This is a genomic window from Rhodococcus sp. 06-1460-1B, from assembly GCF_002258475.1.
Classification (GTDB): Bacteria; Actinomycetota; Actinomycetes; order Mycobacteriales; family Mycobacteriaceae; genus Rhodococcoides; species Rhodococcoides fascians.
The window spans coordinates 273,045-290,583 of sequence record NZ_NOYS01000043.1; the positions used below are offsets into that span (position 1 = coordinate 273,045).

Genomic DNA, 17,539 nt, shown 5'->3' on the forward strand with positions numbered 1-17,539 from the left:
TCAGGACGTGATGGTGGTGGCGGTGCCGCCGAGCGCCTCGGAGAGTGCCGGAGCCACCTTGTCGATCACGTACGGCAGGCTCAGCACACTCGTGAAGTAGATCGCCCCCGCCGTCACCCCATCGGTGAAGACGAGGTTGCCGTCCTTCACCGGCTGCAGAGCGTTGTACACCGGTTCCTTCTCCAACTGGCCGCGATCGCCCGGGTTCTCCGTTCCCCAGATCAGCACGTCTGCAGTGTCGAGGACCGACAGGTTCTCCAGCGGTATGCTCGCCTGCGCACTGCCGTCGGCCGGCACGAACGCGTCGATGTCGTCGGGGATCACAAGACCGAGCTTCGTCAGGAAGTCGGTGCTCAAACCGTCCTGGTACGCGATGGCCTTGCCCTCGTAGAACGCGTTCTGCAAGAAAATCGCCTTCTTGCCCGCGAACTCGGGGTGAGCCGCCGCGGCATCGGCGAACTTCTGATTCACACCGTCGATGAGTCCGTCCACTTCGGCTTTCTTGCCCAACGCCCGGCCGATCTTCTCCGCCTGTACGTCCCAGGGCTCGAAGTAGGCGGTCGACGCGTCGGACTGGGCGAGCGTGGGTGCGATGTTGCTCAGAGTCCGGTAGCTGTCCGCGGTGAGACCGGCGTTGGTGGCGATGATCAGATCGGGCTCGAGGGCGGCGATCTTCTCGGTTTCGAAACCGTCGCCGTTGTTGGTGAGCACCTCGGGCTGGGCATTTCCCAGCGCGGCCCGAGCCCAGGGCCAGGTCGCGTACGGCTGGTCGCCGTACCACTCCGTCACTCCGACGGGGATCACGCCGAGGGCCAACACCGTGTCCTGTTCGGTGTATCCCGCCACCACGACGCGCGTGGGTTCCTCGGGAACGACGGTCTCGCCGAACGCATGCTTTACCGAGACGGGAAAGACGCCCGAGCTGGCGGTCGTGGGGGAGTCGGGGCCGTCGGACGTGCCGTCGGAGTTCGAGCAGGCGCTCAGTAGTCCCGCCGTGGTCAGCGCGATCGCGCACACCGCCAAAGTTCTCCGAAGTGGTCGGGTACGCATCGAGTGGGCCTTTCGTCAGGTCGGGTATCGAAAGGAAGGGTAGCCCACCCTTAGTTCGACTTTCAGGTCAACCTTCACCGAACCTCCACATTTCCCGACGAAGTCCTCCATGTGCGACCTCTAGGGTCAATTCTCATGAGCCGCACAGTTCTCGTAGTCGACGACGAACCCACGATCTCCGACGCTGTTGCCGCTCGACTGCGAGGCGAAGGGTACGAGGTGGTCACTGCCGCCGACGGCCCCTCCGCGGTGGAGGTGTGCGGCCGGATCGACCCCGACGTGGTGGTGCTGGATCTGATGCTTCCCGGTTTCGACGGACTCGAAGTGTGCCGACGCATCCAGGCGTCCCGGCCGGTACCGGTGCTGATGTTGACGGCCAAGTCCGACGAGACCGACATGCTCGTCGGGCTGGGCGTCGGTGCGGACGACTACTTGGGCAAGCCGTTCAGCATGCGTGAACTGGTCGCGCGTGTGCACGCTCTCATCAGGCGCGCCGAGCGCGTCGTCACTCCCGAGCAGTACACCACTCGAATCGGCGACGTGCACATCGATCACCGGGAGCGACGCGTCTCCACCGACGCGGGCGACATCCACGTCACCAGAACCGAATTCGACATCCTGGCGTATCTGGCCGCTCGACCTCGCACGGCGGTGTCCAGGGAGACCCTGCTGTCGGAACTGTGGGGTTGGGACGATTCGGCCAGCAGTCGTACTGTCGACAGTCACGTGAAAGCCCTGCGGCGCAAGCTCGGTGGCGACCTGATTCGTACCGTCCACGGCGTCGGATACGCCGTGGAGGCACCGCGATGAGGCCGATGCTGCCGCGTCCACTCGATCCTTTGCGGTCGTTCAAACTCAAGGTCTCGCTCGTGGTGGGCATCGTGCTGGTGCTGGCGAGCGTCGTCTTCTGGATCGGGGCCGGCTGGCAGTTTCGCTACACACTTCTCGCGGCATTGATCGTGTCCTTGGCCGCAACACAATTCGTCGCGCACGGCATGACGTCGCCGCTGCGGGAGATGACCTCGGCGGCCAAAGCGATGGCGCGAGGAGACTATTCGACCCGGGTGCGTGCCACGTCCCGCGACGAGGTGGGCGAGCTCGCCACCGCGTTCAACACTATGGCGAGCGACTTGGAAGCCGCCGAGAAGTACCGCCGCGAGCTGATCGGAAACGTCTCCCACGAATTGAAAACTCCGATCGCTGCCTTGCGTGCAGTGCTCGAGAACATGGTCGACGGGGTGACCGAACCCGACCCGGCCACGTTGTCGGTGGCTCTCGGCCAGACCGAGAGACTGGGAAACCTGGTGACCGAACTGCTCGATCTGTCGAGGGTCGAGGGCGGAGTGCTGAGCATCGCCCCGACGGAATTCCCGGTGCGCCCCTTCCTCGAGGAGGCGACCGGCGTTCACCGAGAACGAGTATCGATCGTCGTCTCACCCGGTGCCGGGACGGTCGTCGCCGATCGCGCTCGAATGACGCAGGTGATCACCAATCTCGTCGACAACGCCGTACGGCATTCGCCGCAGTCGGGCACGGTGAGTATCCGGGCGCATCGAACCGGGGACCGGTTCGCGTTCGATGTTCGCGACGAGGGTCCCGGCATCGCACCGGCCGACCGTCACGCGGTGTTCGACCGGTTCACACGCGGCGGATCCACCGACGGCGGAACAGGTCTCGGACTCGGAATCGCGCGGTGGGCCACCGAACTGCACGGCGGGACCATCGACGTTCTCGACAGTGAATCGGGCTGCCACATCCGAGTGGCCATCCCCGGGCGCTGACGACCCACCTTCTCTCACACACCCACTCACCTCGACTGCTCGTCCCTGGACCGCAGCCGCGGTTCGGCATGCCTCGAACACAGAAATGGATGACAGCCATGACCACGATCGGAATACCCATGCACCCCAGAACGCGGCCTCGTCGATCGCTGTGGAGCCCTCGAACCTGGCCGGTGCTGCGACACTCTAAGGCACCCCGCGCGGCACTTGTCGGAGCGCTCGCTGCCGGCCTCGTCAGTGCAGTGGTATTGGGCTACAACAACTTCGGCGTACCCATCACTGCCGCAAGCATCATGGCTGTCGTCGTAGCGGTACGACGCGCGTCGTTGTCGCCGTGGGAGTGGGTGGGTGTGGCGGGGGTCCTCGCGTTGTCCAGCGTCGCGGCGCTACGAGAGGCGGAGTGGATCGTCGCTCTGTCCGTTGCCCTTGCTGTCGTCGTCGGGTCGGTGGTTCTCTCGCGGGCCTGGACTTGGACGGGCATCGCTCTCGGCGCCGTGCTGCCGCTGCTGCTGCCCTTGCGGGTCGTGCGGTGGACGCGACGAGGGGCGGGAACCATCGATCTCGACGGGCCCAAGCCGATCCGAATCGGCGTGGTCGCCGCCGTCACCGTCGCGCTCTGTGTGGTGTTCGCCGCGCTGTTCGGGGCGGCGGATCGACGTTTCGCGGATGCTCTGGGCTCGGTCACTCCGCAGTTCGATCTCGGATCGATTTTCGGGCGAGTGGTCGTATTCGTACTGACGGCCGCAGGTGCGCTCGCCGCCGCATACGTGGCCGTGCATCCGCCGCGCTTCGACCGCCTGGCGGCAACACCGCGTCGCACACTTCGGTTGTGGGAGTGGGCAATACCGCTCGGCGCTGTCGTCGGCCTGTTCGGCGTGTTCGTCGCCTTTCAGATTCCGAGCTTGTTCGGCGGCCAGGGACACGTTCTGAGCACCGAAGGTCTGACCAACGCCGAGTACGCACGGCAGGGCTTCTGGCAGTTGCTGACGGTGACGGTATTGACCTTGCTCGTCATCGCGGTCACCGTGACCAAGGCCGAACGAACGGACCTACGCGACCGACTCGCATTGCGGGTTCTGCTCGGCGCGCTGTGCGCACTGTCGGTGGTGATCGTGGCGTCGGCGTTGCATCGAATGTCGTTGTACGAGGAGCAGTACGGCTACACCACCCTGCGGCTGTTCGTCACCGCCGTCGAATGGTGGTTGGGTTCGGTGTTCGTATTGCTGCTCGTCACGGGCGTACGGATGTCGGGTCGCTGGCTTCCGCGAGCAGTCGGTGTGGGAGCAGTGCTGACCGTTCTCGCCCTCGCGGCCGTGAACCCGGACGCGTACATCGCGCGGCAGAACGTCGAACGGTTCGAGGAGACGGGGCGGATCGACGTGTTCTACCTCGGCGGGTTGTCGGCGGACGCAGATTCCGAACTCGATCGCCTGCCCGAACGTGTTCGTGAGTGTGTTCAGGCCCGGGGCCCGGTCTCCTGGGGAGACAGCTGGTACCGGTGCACAGACCCGACGGTATCTGTATCCTGAGCAACGACTCGACGATCGGTGACGTAAGGACGGAGGTGCACGATGGGCTACCAGAACCTCGTCGTCACGTCGGTGCTGTTCTTCACGCTGCTACTGACGACTCCGGCCGGACCGGCGGATCTCGCACTGATCATCGTCGCTGCTCTGGCGGCGGCAGTGTTCTACGCGCATCGTGCCGGGGCGCTGAGCCTTCTGTACCGTCCGTCGAACGACGGACCGAATGCGGAGGAGCGCCACCTTCGTGGCTCGTTCCGACGTCAACATCGCCCCGACGCACCCGGTCGCCCGCAGCCGCGAGCACCCGGTCTCCTGGTGGGAGCGCTGTAGTTCGACAGCTCTCCCACACCTCACGTGCCCCTGGTCCACGAGGTTCATCGGGAGAATCACTATGTTGTCCATCGACAACGCCACCCGCCGTGTCGGTTCGACGGCTGCATTCGACGTAATTTCCAGGCGTGCGGTGTCGCCGTGGCGAGCCGCAGTGGTCACCCTTGTCGGGGTGGCGGCAGTCCTGCTGGTCGTCTTCGCCGTCGTCGATGCCCAGCCCGCGGCCCAGATAGCGATGTTCGGTGCGTTGGTGGCTGCGGCACTGCTGGTGACGGGTGCATCGGCCGACGTCCTCGTCGTGGTGCCGCCCGCGTCCACAACCGCCGGATCCGACGGCGGCAGACTCCGCGGGGCCTACCGCAGACAAGAGCAACCCGACACGCCAGGCCGCCCTATGCCGAGAGCACCCGGATCGGTTCACGGACCGGATCGGTGGCTCCAGTTCCGCTGAGTCACTGCGAGATCCGGTCGAGACGTCATCCGACCGATTTCTCTCTCAGTGAGGCACTCCATCATGCTCGATTTCGTCTATTACCCCGTCTCCGCGGTGCTGTGGTTCTGGCACCGGGTATTCGGTTTCGTGCTCGGCCCCGACAACGGCGTCGCCTGGGCCTTGGCCGTCGTATTTTTGGTCTTCACGCTACGAACGCTGTTGATCAAGCCGTTCGTCGGTCAGATTCGTTCACAGCTCGCCATGAAGAAACTCCAACCCAGGCTCGAGGAGGTACGGAAGAAGTACTCCGGTGACCGGGCTCGACAGGCCACGGAAATCCGCACAGTGCAAAAGGAACACGGGGTGAACCCACTGATGGGTTGCCTCCCGCTGCTCGCGCAAGCACCGGTGTTCATCGGTCTGCTGCACGTGTTGCGCTCGTTCAACCGGACGGGAACCGGGTTCGGGCATCTCGGTATGTCGGCGCAGGAGAATGCGAGTACAGCCAACTACGTGTTCGGTGCGGGCGATGTGCAGTCGTTTCTCGACGCGCGGCTGTTCGGCGCACCGATCTCCGCTGCCGTCAGTAGCTCTCGAGATGTTCTCGAAGCGTTCGGTCCGTTCGGTGGGGTGCCGTCGGTGTGGAGCATCGCGGTCGTCGCGGTGCCGTTGATGATCGTTGCCGCGGTGGCTACCCACCTGAACTCCCGGGCATCGATCGCGCGTCAGGATGCGGCCGCCGCGGCGAACCCGCAGACCGCGATCATGAACAAGCTCGCGCTGTGGGTCTTCCCGGCCGGGGTGCTGATCGGTGGCCCGGTGCTGCCCGTTGCGGTGCTGCTCTATTGGGTGAGCAACAACATCTGGACCTACGCCCAGCAGCACATCGTCTACCGACGGATCGACCGGGAGCCGGTCGCGGTGCCGTCGACGACTTCGGCGGTGACGGCTCCGAAGCCAGGAGCCAAACCGAAGAGAAGGTGAGCCTGCGGAGGCCACCTGCCGGTTGTCGGTGGCCTCCGCTACGGTCGTCGGCGTGCCGATCACTATTTCCACTGTCAACGTCAACGGGATCCGCGCCGCTGTTCGCAAGGGCATGCTTCCGTGGCTCGAGGCCACCGATGCCGACGTCATCTGTCTTCAGGAGACGCGGGCCAACGACGGCGAGCTGACCACAGCACTGGCCCCGGCCCTCGATGCGGGATGGCATCTGGCGTCGGCGGAACCGTCGGCGAAGGGACGCAACGGTGTGGCCCTGTTGTCGAGGGCCGCGCCGGAGGCGATCAGAACCGGCATCGGAGTCGCTGAATTCGCCGACGCGGGTCGCTACATCGAAGGAGACTACGGTGACGTCACCGTGGCGAGCCTGTACCTGCCGTCGGGCGAGGTGGGGACCGACCGACAGGACGAGAAGGAACGCTTCATGGCGGCGTTCGCGAAGTATCTCGCCAAGACCGCCAAGGCAACGACGTCCGCCGAGCGCGACGTCGTGGTCTGCGGCGACTGGAACATCGCCCACACCGAAGCGGATCTGAAGTCGTGGAAGACCAACCGCAAGAAGTCGGGTTTCCTCCCCGAAGAACGTGAGTGGGTATCGCGATTGCTCGCCGAGAAGTCACCGTGGACCGACGTCGTGCGTGAGCTGCACCCCGGCGTCGAGGGGCCGTACAGCTGGTGGTCCTACCGCGGCAAGGCGTTCGACAACGACGCCGGGTGGCGCATCGACTACCAACTCGCCACAAGTGATCTGGCCGAGCGTGCGAAAGAAGCTGTCACCGAAAGAGCGGAGGCGTACGACCAGCGGTGGTCCGATCACGCGCCGGTGACGGTGCGCTACCGCTAGGAGCGGAGCCTGCGGAGCGGCTGGTGTGGCAAGGCAATCGGTACGGGTCGGGGGCGGCGTGAAAAGATTGCCGCATGTCTTCTCCTGACTCGATCGACACGTCGCAGGGTCCGCGTCGTCGGGTGCTTTCGGGCATCCAACCAACGGCGGATTCGTTCCATCTCGGTAACTACCTGGGTGCGGTGCGGAACTGGGTGGAGTTGCAGGAGGAGTTCGATGCGTTCTACTTCGTTCCCGATCTCCATGCGATCACGGTTCCGCAGGACCCGAAGGAATTGCGTCGGCGCACCCGGATAGCGGCCGCACAACTGTTGGCGGTGGGTATCGATCCCGAGAAGTCGACGTTGTTCGTGCAGAGCCAGGTTCCCGAGCATGCGCAGTTGGCGTGGGTTCTCAACTGCATCACCGGGTTCGGCGAAGCCGGCCGGATGACGCAGTTCAAGGACAAGTCCGCCAAGCAGGGTCGCGATCACACCAGCGTCGGGTTGTTCACCTATCCCATTCTGCAGGCCGCGGACATCCTGCTGTACCGGCCGAATCTCGTTCCGGTGGGCGAGGATCAGCGTCAGCATCTGGAGTTGACTCGCGATCTGGCGCAGAGGTTCAACTCGCGGTTCAAGAAGACCTTCGTGGTTCCCGATGCACACATCATCAAGGGCACGGCCAAGATCTTCGACCTGCAGGATCCGACGGCGAAGATGAGCAAGTCGTCGTCGAATCCGGCGGGCATCGTCAACATCCTGGACGATCCGAAGGTGTCCGCGAAGAAGATTCGTTCGGCAGTGACGGACAACGAACGCGATATCGTCTTCGATCCGGAGAACAAGGCAGGCGTCAGCAATCTTCTGGTCATTCAGTCCGCTCTGTCCGGGAAGAGCATCGATAATCTGGTCGCCGGTTACGCAGGCAAGGGCTACGGCGATCTCAAGTCCGACACTGCCGACGTGCTGACCGAGTTCGTGGTTCCGCTGCGCGAACGAATGGACGGATTCATGTCCGACGTAGCCGAACTGGATCGCCTCCTCGCTGTCGGTGCGGATCGAGCCAGGGAGGTCGCGAGCAGAACGCTGGCTCAGGTGTACGACAGGGTGGGGTTCCTTCCTCCCGGCGCATAGCCCTGTCAGTACACGATATTCGCGCTACACGACATTTCGAGGACACGGCCCGAACAGCCGCCGACGACAGCGAAAAGGTGAGTGCCATGCCCGATTTCAAGGCCATGCTCGACAATCGGCGTGCTCGGTGGCCGTGGCTGGATCACACTGTTGTTGCCGCGCAGCGGTATCAGGGGCAGAAGGGCGATTACTACGCCGCGGGAATGACGTATTTCAGTGTGCTGGCGTTGTTTCCGCTGCTGATGGTTGCATTCGCCGTTGCCGGGTTCGTACTGGTGAATCAGCCCGAATGGCTTGCCGAGATTCAGTCGCAGATCGCGGAGAATGTCCCGGGCAGCTTCGGTGAGACGATCAGCTCGCTGATCGATACCGCGATCGAGTCCCGTACCGGTGTCGGTGTCATCGGTCTGCTCGGCGCGCTGTACGCGGGGCTCGGTTGGGTGGCCAATCTGCGTGAAGCCCTGACCGCGATGTGGGAAAGCCAGCACGAGTCGGGCGGATTCCTTGCGACCAAGGCCAAGGACCTCGCGGCTCTGCTCGGCCTGGGAGCAGCACTGGTGCTATCTCTCGGGCTGTCCGCGTTGGCCGGGGGCGGCGTCATGCGTGGCATTCTCGAATGGTTGAACCTCGATTCCGTTCCCGGCGTCGGAGTGGCGCTGCGGGTCTTCTCGATACTGCTCGCGCTTGCCGGAACCTGGGCGCTGTTCACCTGGGTGATCTCACGTCTGCCCCGCGAACCGGTGTCGTGGCGCAGTGCGGCCAAAGGTGCGCTGTTGGCCGCAGTCGGTTTCGAGATCTTCAAGCAACTCGGCGCGATCTACCTCGCGTCCGTCACGAGCGGGCCCGCCGGAGTCGTGTTCGGTCCCATCATCGGTCTGTTGGTGTTCGTGTTCACGACGTCGCGGTTGGTGCTGTTCTCGACTGCGTTCGCAGCCACCACTCGGGAGAGCCTTGCTGACGCCCATGTGCCGGCGCCGGACCCCGCGGTGATCAACACCCGGGTCGAGGTGAGCGACGGCCCGGGTGTCAAGGGTGGTCTGGCCTTGGTGGGCGCGGGCGCTCTGGCCGCTCTGGGTATCGCTGGACTTCGCAATCGGCGACGCTGATCCGAGGCAACCTACTTGCGAATGTGAGAGGCGGCGGGGGAGTTCAGGGGCGGCGAGACAGTGTGCGTGCGCCCCACAGCAAACCGGCCACGACCAGTGCACCGATGACCCCGATTGCGATGCGCACGACCGTGTCGCCCTGCGCCTGCAGATCGGATTGTCGGGTACCCGATTCGGCACTCGACGCCGACGCAGGGGGTTGAGCAAGGGTCGGCACCGCGCTGGTGGCACGTGTACTCGTTACCGGCGACGTGGAATCCGGTTCGACCAGATCGCCGACGCTGCTGCTCGTATCCAGGGCGAACCCGTAGTCGAGCAGCCGAGCCGCCTGTTCCCACGGCCGGATCGGTAGTACGTCACCCTTCATGAGCGTCACGACCAGACGGCGACCGTTGCGTTCGGCACCCGCCACGAAGGTCTGCCGGGCATCGTCGGTGTAGCCGGTCTTGCCGCCGAGAGCGCCCGGATAGTTGTAGAGCAGCTGGTTGTCGTTGGACAGCGTGAAACCGGGGCGGTCTTGGTCGTCGGGGATCGTGGGATCCTTCGGATAGCCGGGAAACTGCACGTTCTCGGTCGAAATCAGTTGCGCGAAGGTCGAATTGCGCATGGCCTCCCGGTAGAACAGTGCCAGGTCGTAGGCCGAGCTCGCCATGCCGGGCCCGTCCAGGCCGGAGGGGGTCGCGGTCCGTGTGTCGAGCGCGCCCAACTCTGCTGCCTTGGCATTCATCTTCTCGACGGTCGCGGCGTCACCTCCCAGCTGAGCCGACAAGGCATGCGCGGCATCGTTTCCCGACGCCATGACCAGGCCCTGCAACAGTTGCAGATTGGTGTAGACACCGTTCTTCCCGATGCCGACGGCGCTGCCTTCTGCGTCGGCGTCCTCGGCCGTCGCGGTGATCTGTTTGCCGAGGTCCAGCTCGTCCAGAGCGACGAGGGCGAGCAGTATTTTGATCGTGCTCGCCGGTCGGTGCCGACCGTGTGGATCCTTGGCGGCTACCACCGATCCGGAATCGAGGTCTGCCACCACGAACCCGGTTGCCGAGATGTCCGCGGGCAGTGGGGGCGCGCCGTCCGGCACGATCGCGCCGCACTCGGCCAGTCGGGATCCGCCCACCGGGTCCGCCGGGATCGGAACCGGTTGTGGCGCAGTGCTACCCGGAGCCGGAACTTCCGAGGAATCGATCGCCGGGGGCGGCGAGGCCGCGAACGGGCACGCGTCGGTGTTCGGCGTCGTGAACGGTGGCGTCGTCGATACGACGGGTGGCTCGACTGCCGGCTGCGCCGATGCCGGGCCGCCGCCGACGCCGGCGAGAGCGAGAGCTGTCGCCCACACGGCTACGAACTTTCGAGTCCTTTTCATCGCGAATTACCATAGGCGCTGCAGAGGTCACCGAGGCCGCGACCCACCGGGGAGCGGGCCGGTTCGAAGGCCCTGCCAAACTACGTCCATCGTCTGTGATCGGCATTACGTTGTACAGACAGTGATCCGCCGAGCTGTACTACCGACAGCTCGGTCGCCCGAGAGGAACCCGGATGACATTTCGACAGGCGACCCGTACCGGCTCGCTCCGCTCGGTTCGACGCCGCGCCGGTGGGGCGGGTGTCGCACTCGGGTTGGTGATGGTGCTGACGCTGACGGCCTGTTCGAGCACCGGTGGGGCTCCACGATCTACCGACAACGGCAGCAATGCGGGAGTGGCGAACACGCCTGCGGCGACGGTAGCGATGATCACGCACGAGGTACCGGGCGACACGTTCTGGGATCTCATCCGAAAGGGAGCCGAGGCCGCAGCCGCCAAGGACAACATCGAGCTCCGCTACTCGGCCGATCCGGAGGCACCCAATCAAGCCAATCTCGTTCAGAGCGCGATCGACTCGAAGGTGGACGGCATCGCTCTGACACTGGCCAAGCCCGAGGCCATGGCTCCGGCTGTCGAGGCGGCAACCGCAGCGGGCATCCCGGTCGTCGCCTTCAATTCCGGCTACGACGCATGGAGCGCAATGGGGGTGCAGCAGTACTTCGGTCAGGACGAAACCATCGCGGGTAGGGCTGCCGGGGCGCGGCTCACCGAAGACGGTGCGCGAAAGACCTTGTGCATCATCCAGGAGCAGGGTGCAGTAGCGCTCGAAGCGCGCTGCGCAGGAGTTCGACAGGGCTTCACCGGGGGCAGCACCGAAATTCTGAACGTCAACAGCAAGGACATGCCGTCGGTCGAGGCGACGATCACCGCGAAGCTCCAGCAGGACCCGAGCATCGATCACGTGGTAGCGCTCGCAGCCCCGATCGCACTGACCTCGGTGCAATCGAAGACCAATGCCGGTAGCGACGCCACCGTCGTCACGTTCGACACCAACGCGGCCCTCGTCGACGCGATCGAGTCAGGCGACGTCGCCTGGGCCATCGATCAGCAGCCCTATCTGCAGGGTTATCTCGCCATCGACTCCCTGTGGCTGTACCTCAACAACGGCAACACCATCGGCGGCGGCACCCCGGTGCTCACCGGCCCGGCCTTCGTCGACTCGACCAACATCGAGGCCATCGCCGAGTACGCCCGCAACGGAACTCGCTGAGCGTCGTCCGGACGCGGAAGGAACATCATGCCAACACAGGCCGACCCGGCTTCGGGAACGCACGCCGTGATCCTGGACGAGCGGGTGAAGAAACAGAAACCGTTGCAGCGCTTGCTGATTCGCCCAGAGATGGGTGCCCTGTTCGGTGCGATCGCCATCTTCGTCTTCTTCTGCATCGTCGCGCCGCCGTTTCGGTCTCCCGAAGCGCTGGCGACCGTGCTGTACGCGTCGTCGACGATCGGAATCATGGCGATCGGTGTCGCGCTGCTGATGATCGGCGGCGAGTTCGACCTGTCCACCGGGGTCGCGGTCACGTTCTCCTCGATCATGGCGTCGATGCTCGCCTACAACCTGCACCTGAACGTATGGACCGGAGCTGTGCTGGCGCTGGGCCTCGCATCGGCGGTCGGCTTCGTCAACGGGTATCTGGTGACGAAGACGAGAATTCCGTCGTTCCTGATCACGCTGGCGTCGTTCCTGATGCTCACCGGCATCAATCTGGCCGTCACCAAACTCGTCACCGGACAGGTTGCGACCCCGTCGATCTCGGACATGCAGGGCTTCGACTCGGCGAAAGCCGTGTTCTCCTCGTCGTTCTCGCTGTTCGGGGTCTCCATCCGCATCACCGTCGTGTGGTGGGTCGTGTTCACACTCGTGGCCACGTGGGTGCTGATGAGAACTCGCATCGGTAACTGGATCTTCGCCGTCGGCGGCGATCAGGAATCGGCCAGGGCAGTCGGTGTTCCGGTCACCAAGGTCAAGATCGGCCTGTTCGTGTTCGTGGGGTTCTGCGCGTGGTTCGTCGGGATGCACCTGCTGTTCGCGTTCGACACCGTGCAGTCCGGCCAAGGCGTCGGCAACGAATTCCTCTACATCATCGCGGCAGTCATCGGAGGGTGTCTGCTCACGGGTGGGTACGGCACCGCCGTCGGAGCCTTCATCGGTGCGTTCATCTTCGGAATGACCAACCAGGGCATCGTGTACGCCGGGTGGAATCCCGACTGGTTCAAGTTCTTTCTCGGCGCGATGCTTCTCTTCGCCGTGATCGCCAACAACTCCTTCCGTAACTACGCGGCGAAAAGGTGAGCATGACTACCTCCTCGGACCAGCCCGTCCAGTCGCCGTCGGCGCCGCTCATCGAGCTGAAGAACGTCGGTAAGAACTACGGCAACATCGTGGCGCTGCACGGAATCGACCTACGCGTCGGTGCCGGTGAGGTCACCGGAGTTCTCGGTGACAACGGCGCAGGCAAGTCCACGTTGATCAAGATCATGGCGGGCCTGCACAAGCAGTCCGAGGGGGAGCTGTTCGTCGACGGCACACCGAGGATGTTCGACTCGCCGAGGGATGCTCTCGACCTGGGTATCGCGACGGTCTACCAGGATCTTGCCGTGGTCGCGCTGATGCCGGTGTGGCGCAACTTCTTTCTCGGCCAGGAGCTCACGAAGGGCAGATTCTTCAAGACTCTGGACACGAACGCCATGCGCGCGACGACCATCGAAGAGCTGCGCAAGATGGGCATCGATCTGCCCGACGTCGATGCCCCCATCGGGGCGCTGTCCGGCGGTCAGCGGCAATGCGTGGCAATTGCGCGCGCGATCTTCTTCGGAGCCCGTGTGCTGATTCTCGACGAGCCCACCGCGGCACTGGGAGTCAAACAATCCGGGATGGTGCTGCGCTACATCTCCGCCGCCAAAGAGCAGGGACTGGGCGTCGTGTTCATCACCCACAATCCTCACCACGCATACCTGGTGGGCGATCATTTCGTCCTGCTCGACCGCGGCCGCCAGAAATTGGATTGCACCTACGACGACATCTCGCTCGACGAGCTCACGACCGAAATGGCCGGGGGCCAGGAGCTCGCAACCCTCACCCACGAACTCGGCCGCTGAGACCCGCGATGGGTGAGACAGGGGCACGGCGGGTAGAAGAGCAGTAGTGGTGCCCGAGCGCGGCACCGGACGAAGGAGTCGACCATGAGCAAGCACGAGCCCCTCGGGCCACTGTCGCCGGACTTCCTCGAATCGGATTTCTACGGGTATCAGGGCTTGCTCGACGAGGCCGAAGTCGACGTGGTGCTGCGTACCCGCCGGTTCCTCCAGGAGCAGGTTGCGCCGCGAGCCAACGAGTTCTGGGAGAAGGCCGTCTCACCGGTACACCTGATGCCGGCCATCGCCGAACTCGAAATCGCGGGCCTGGGATACGCATTTGACGACCGCAAGGCCTCCCGCAAGCTGCTCACCGGCTGGCTCGAGATGGAATTCGCGCGGGTCGACCCATCGACGGGAACGATGTTCAGCGTGCACAGTTCGCTGGCCATGAGCAGTATCTCCATCCTCGGCTCCGAGGAACAGCGGCAGCGCTGGTTGCCCAGCATGCGGCGGATGGAGACGATCGGGGCGTTCGGACTCTCCGAACCGCACGGCGGATCGGACGTCGCCGGCGGGCTGGAGACCACGGCTCGCCTCGATGGAGACCATTGGATTCTCAACGGAAGCAAGCGATGGATCGGTAATGCGACGTTCGCGGACCTGACGATCGTCTTCGCCAAGGACGAGGCCGACGGCGAGGTCAAGGGCTTCGTGGTCGAGAAGGAATTCGAGGGGTTCCGGGCCGAGAAGATCGAAGGGAAGTACTCGCTTCGCGCCGTGGAGAACGCCGATGTCCATCTCGAGAACTGCCGCGTCCCGGTCGCCAACAAGCTGGCCGATGCCAACTCGTTCGCCGACACCGCCAAGGTGCTGCGGCTGACCCGGGGTGGGGTGGCGTTCCAAGCCGTCGGCGTCATGATGGGCGCGTACGAGCGAGCCGTCGCCTACGCGCGCGAACGGGAGCAGTTCGGGTCTCCGATCGCCTCGTTCCAGCTCATTGCCGATCTCATCGCGCGGATGACGGCGAACATCACCGCGTCTCTGGGGATGGCCGTTCGCGTCGCACAACTGCAGGGCAACGGAGTTCATCACGACGAGCATGCGGCGCTCGCGAAGACGTTCTGCACGACGCGTCTGCGCGAGGTGGTCGGATGGGCCCGAGAGATCATGGGCGGCAACGGAATTCTCATCGAGCACGAGGTCATCAGGTTCTTCTCCGATGCCGAGGCGTTGTACTCGTACGAGGGCACCGCTCAGATCAACAACCTCATCGTCGGCCGCGGCGTGACGGGCTACAGCGCGTTCGTGTGACGGACAGACGAAAGCGCCCCTTCGCGTGTGCGAAGGGGCGCTTTCGTCGTAGCCGTGGTGACTAGCGAGCGAACAGCAGTGCGCGCTTGACTTCCTGGATGGCCTTGGTCACCTGGATGCCACGAGGGCATGCGTCGGTGCAGTTGAACGTGGTGCGGCAGCGCCACACACCCTCGACGTCGTTGAGGATGTCCAGACGCTCGGTGGCACCCTCGTCACGGCTGTCGAAGATGAACCGGTGCGCGTTGACGATGGCCGCCGGACCGAAGTAGCTTCCGTCGCTCCAGAACACCGGGCACGAGGTGGTGCAGCACGCACACAGGATGCACTTGGTGGTGTCGTCGAAACGGGCGCGGTCCGCAGCCGACTGAATGCGCTCGCGGGTCGGCTCGTTGCCCGTCGTCATGAGGAACGGCTTCACGGCGCGGAACGCGTCGAAGAAGGGCTCCATGTTGACGATGAGATCCTTCTCCACCGGCAAGCCACGGATGGGCTCGATGGTGATGTTGAGGGTCTTCGACGAATCCTTCGGCAGCATGTCGCGCATCAGCACCTTGCAGGCGAGACGGTTGACGCCGTTGATGCGCATCGCGTCACTGCCACAGACGCCGTGGGCGCACGAGCGACGGAACGTCAGAGTTCCGTCGAGGTAGCCCTTGACGTAGTGCAGCAGGTTCAGCAGTCGGTCGGTGGGCAGCGTGGGGACCTGGAAGGTGTCCCAATACTGGCCGTCGCCGCTCTCGGGGTTGAAACGAGCGATCTTGAGCGTGACCATGACCGCGCCGTCGGGCACGGGAGGCAGATCGTTCTGTTCGGACTTCTTGTCCAGTGTGGGTGCGCTCATGTCAGTACTTCCGCTCCATCGGCTCGTAGCGGGTCTGGATTACCGGCTTGTAGTCCAGGCGGATCTCGGTGAGCAAACCTTCGCCCTCCTTGTAGGCCATGGTGTGCTTCATGTACTCGGCGTCGTTGCGATCGGGGAAGTCCTCGCGAGCGTGTCCGCCGCGCGATTCCTTGCGATTGAGCGCTCCGACGACGGTCACCTCGGCCATCTCGAGCAGGAAGCCGAGTTCGATGGCTTCGAGCAGGTCGCTGTTGTAGCGCTTGCCCTTGTCCGCGACGGTGATGTGGTTGTAGCGCTCCTTGAGGGCACGCACATCCTTCAGCGCCGTCTCGAGGCGTTCCTGCGTGCGGAAGACCGACGCGTTGTTGTCCATCGACTGCTGCATCTCGGAACGGATGTCGGCCACCCGCTCGTGACCGTGGTCGGACAGGATCAGCTCGAGCCAGTCCTGCACCATCTTCGCCGGCTCCTCGGGGAGCGGGGTGAAGTCCACCGAGTTGGCGTACTCGGCCGCGGCGATGCCCGCACGACGACCGAAGACGTTGATGTCGAGCAGCGAGTTGGTTCCCAGACGGTTTGCGCCGTGCACCGACACACAGGCGCACTCACCTGCCGCGTACAGGCCGGGGACGATGTCCTCGTTGTTGCGCAGCACCTCACCGCGAATCTTGGTGGGGATACCGCCCATGACGTAGTGACAGGTCGGGTAGACCGGCACCGGCTCCTTGACGGGGTCGACACCGAGGTAGGTGCGCGAGAACTCCATGATGTCGGGGAGTTTCTCGTCGAGAACTTCCTCGGGGATGTGGGTGACGTCGATGTAGACGTAGTCCTTGTTGGGACCACCGCCGCGTCCCTCGAGAACCTCGAGCACCATCGACCGCGCCACGATGTCGCGCGGAGCGAGGTCCTTGATGGTCGGGGCGTACCGCTCCATGAAGCGTTCACCCGACTCGTTGCGCAGAATGCCGCCTTCGCCGCGGACGGCCTCGGAGATGAGGATGCCCAGGCCTGCGAGGCCGGTCGGATGGAACTGGTGGAACTCCATGTCCTCCAAGGGAAGTCCCTTGCGGAACACGATGCTCATGCCGTCGCCGGTCAGAGTGTGCGCGTTGGAGGTCGTCTTGTAGATACGTCCCGAGCCGCCGGTCGCGAAGATGATCGACTTGGCGTGGAAGATGTGCAGTTCGCCGGTGGCGAGTTCGTAGGCGATGATGCCGGTGGCAACCGGCCCGTCGTCCGTCTCGGTCAGGCAGAGATCGAGCGCGTAGAACTCGTTGTAGAACTCGACGTCGTGCTTGACGCAGTTCTGGTAGAGCGTCTGCAGAATCATGTGACCGGTGCGGTCGGCTGCGTAGCACGCGCGACGAACGGGTGCCTTGCCGTGGTCACGGGTGTGGCCGCCGAAGCGTCGCTGATCGATCTTTCCTTCGGGTGTCCGGTTGAACGGAAGACCCATCTTCTCGAGGTCGAGGACGGCGTCGATGGCCTCCTTGGCCATGATCTCCACCGCGTCCTGGTCGGCGAGGTAGTCGCCGCCCTTGACGGTGTCGAACGTGTGCCACTCCCAGTTGTCTTCCTCCACGTTGGCCAGGGCGGCACACATGCCGCCCTGAGCTGCTCCGGTGTGGGAGCGGGTGGGGTAGAGCTTGGTCAATACGGCTGTCCGAGCACGGGGTCCGGCTTCGATCGCAGCACGCATTCCGGCACCGCCTGCGCCGACGATCAGTACGTCGTAACGATGTTCCTGCATGTAAG

The 17,539-nt window shown here is 64.3% G+C and carries 17 protein-coding genes; 13 read left to right on the forward strand and 4 right to left on the reverse strand.

The annotated features are described in order from the left end of the window. The gene (locus tag CH268_RS26430) at positions 1-1,050 is read right to left on the reverse strand and encodes an ABC transporter substrate-binding protein (protein WP_048319756.1); all 1,050 of its coding nucleotides are present in this window, start codon (positions 1,048-1,050) and stop codon (positions 1-3) included. 135 nt (positions 1,051-1,185) lie between these two features. Here CH268_RS26430 and CH268_RS26435 point away from each other — a divergent pair, with 135 nt between their 5' ends. The 9 genes from CH268_RS26435 (at position 1,186) to yhjD (ending at position 9,184) form a co-directional block, all read left to right on the forward strand. Beyond that, positions 1,186-1,860 (forward strand): response regulator transcription factor, encoded by a 675-nt coding sequence (locus CH268_RS26435; RefSeq protein ID WP_027496404.1) that lies wholly within the window; start codon positions 1,186-1,188, stop codon positions 1,858-1,860. Then, entirely contained in the window at positions 1,857-2,831 is a 975-nt protein-coding gene (locus tag CH268_RS26440; RefSeq protein WP_032371021.1) for a HAMP domain-containing sensor histidine kinase, read from the forward strand. Before CH268_RS26435 ends, CH268_RS26440 begins: the two co-directional genes overlap by 4 nt. A 98-nt stretch (positions 2,832-2,929) precedes the next feature. Beyond that, the gene (locus tag CH268_RS26445) at positions 2,930-4,360 is read left to right on the forward strand and encodes a DUF4153 domain-containing protein (RefSeq protein ID WP_094666313.1); all 1,431 of its coding nucleotides are present in this window, start codon (positions 2,930-2,932) and stop codon (positions 4,358-4,360) included. A gap of 42 nt (positions 4,361-4,402) precedes the next feature. After that, a complete protein-coding gene (locus CH268_RS26450; protein WP_094666314.1) occupies positions 4,403-4,687 on the forward strand; it encodes a DUF6412 domain-containing protein in 285 nt (94 codons plus the stop codon). A gap of 61 nt (positions 4,688-4,748) precedes the next feature. Beyond that, entirely contained in the window at positions 4,749-5,138 is a 390-nt protein-coding gene (locus CH268_RS26455; RefSeq protein WP_052061440.1) for a DUF6412 domain-containing protein, read from the forward strand. Between the two features lie 63 nt (positions 5,139-5,201). Continuing rightward, positions 5,202-6,104: a membrane protein insertase YidC gene (yidC, locus tag CH268_RS26460; RefSeq protein WP_094666315.1), complete on the forward strand. Its 903-nt coding sequence runs from the start codon at positions 5,202-5,204 to the stop codon at positions 6,102-6,104. Between the two features lie 52 nt (positions 6,105-6,156). Next, complete coding sequence (locus CH268_RS26465; protein WP_027496409.1) at positions 6,157-6,963, forward strand: exodeoxyribonuclease III; 807 nt, start codon at positions 6,157-6,159, stop codon at positions 6,961-6,963. 74 nt (positions 6,964-7,037) lie between these two features. Further along, complete coding sequence (gene trpS / locus CH268_RS26470) at positions 7,038-8,078, forward strand: tryptophan--tRNA ligase (RefSeq protein WP_048319753.1); 1,041 nt, start codon at positions 7,038-7,040, stop codon at positions 8,076-8,078. Positions 8,079-8,164: 86 nt separating this feature from the next. Continuing rightward, positions 8,165-9,184 carry an inner membrane protein YhjD gene (gene yhjD, locus CH268_RS26475; protein ID WP_176458066.1) on the forward strand — a complete coding sequence of 340 codons (1,020 nt, stop codon included), beginning with the start codon at positions 8,165-8,167 and terminating at the stop codon, positions 9,182-9,184. A gap of 43 nt (positions 9,185-9,227) precedes the next feature. On the opposite strand, the gene CH268_RS26480 is transcribed toward yhjD, so the two are convergent. After that, a complete protein-coding gene (locus tag CH268_RS26480; protein ID WP_094666317.1) occupies positions 9,228-10,544 on the reverse strand; it encodes a D-alanyl-D-alanine carboxypeptidase family protein in 1,317 nt (438 codons plus the stop codon). A gap of 260 nt (positions 10,545-10,804) precedes the next feature. On the opposite strand from CH268_RS26480, the gene CH268_RS26485 reads away from it, so the two are divergent. The 4 genes from CH268_RS26485 (at position 10,805) to CH268_RS26500 (ending at position 14,937) form a co-directional block, all read left to right on the forward strand. Next, entirely contained in the window at positions 10,805-11,755 is a 951-nt protein-coding gene (locus CH268_RS26485) for a substrate-binding domain-containing protein (protein WP_255182515.1), read from the forward strand. Between the two features lie 27 nt (positions 11,756-11,782). Then, positions 11,783-12,841, forward strand: a complete 1,059-nt coding sequence (locus CH268_RS26490) for an ABC transporter permease (protein ID WP_032366677.1) — start codon at positions 11,783-11,785, stop codon at positions 12,839-12,841. Positions 12,842-12,843: 2 nt separating this feature from the next. Further along, entirely contained in the window at positions 12,844-13,647 is an 804-nt protein-coding gene (locus tag CH268_RS26495) for an ATP-binding cassette domain-containing protein (protein WP_032366676.1), read from the forward strand. 84 nt (positions 13,648-13,731) lie between these two features. Continuing rightward, positions 13,732-14,937: an acyl-CoA dehydrogenase family protein gene (locus tag CH268_RS26500; protein ID WP_094666319.1), complete on the forward strand. Its 1,206-nt coding sequence runs from the start codon at positions 13,732-13,734 to the stop codon at positions 14,935-14,937. A gap of 61 nt (positions 14,938-14,998) precedes the next feature. On the opposite strand, the gene CH268_RS26505 is transcribed toward CH268_RS26500, so the two are convergent. Continuing rightward, positions 14,999-15,781 carry a succinate dehydrogenase iron-sulfur subunit gene (locus CH268_RS26505; RefSeq protein WP_027496417.1) on the reverse strand — a complete coding sequence of 261 codons (783 nt, stop codon included), beginning with the start codon at positions 15,779-15,781 and terminating at the stop codon, positions 14,999-15,001. 1 nt (position 15,782) lies between these two features. Beyond that, positions 15,783-17,534 (reverse strand): succinate dehydrogenase flavoprotein subunit, encoded by a 1,752-nt coding sequence (sdhA, locus tag CH268_RS26510; RefSeq protein WP_027496418.1) that lies wholly within the window; start codon positions 17,532-17,534, stop codon positions 15,783-15,785. Positions 17,535-17,539 lie beyond the last annotated feature (5 nt).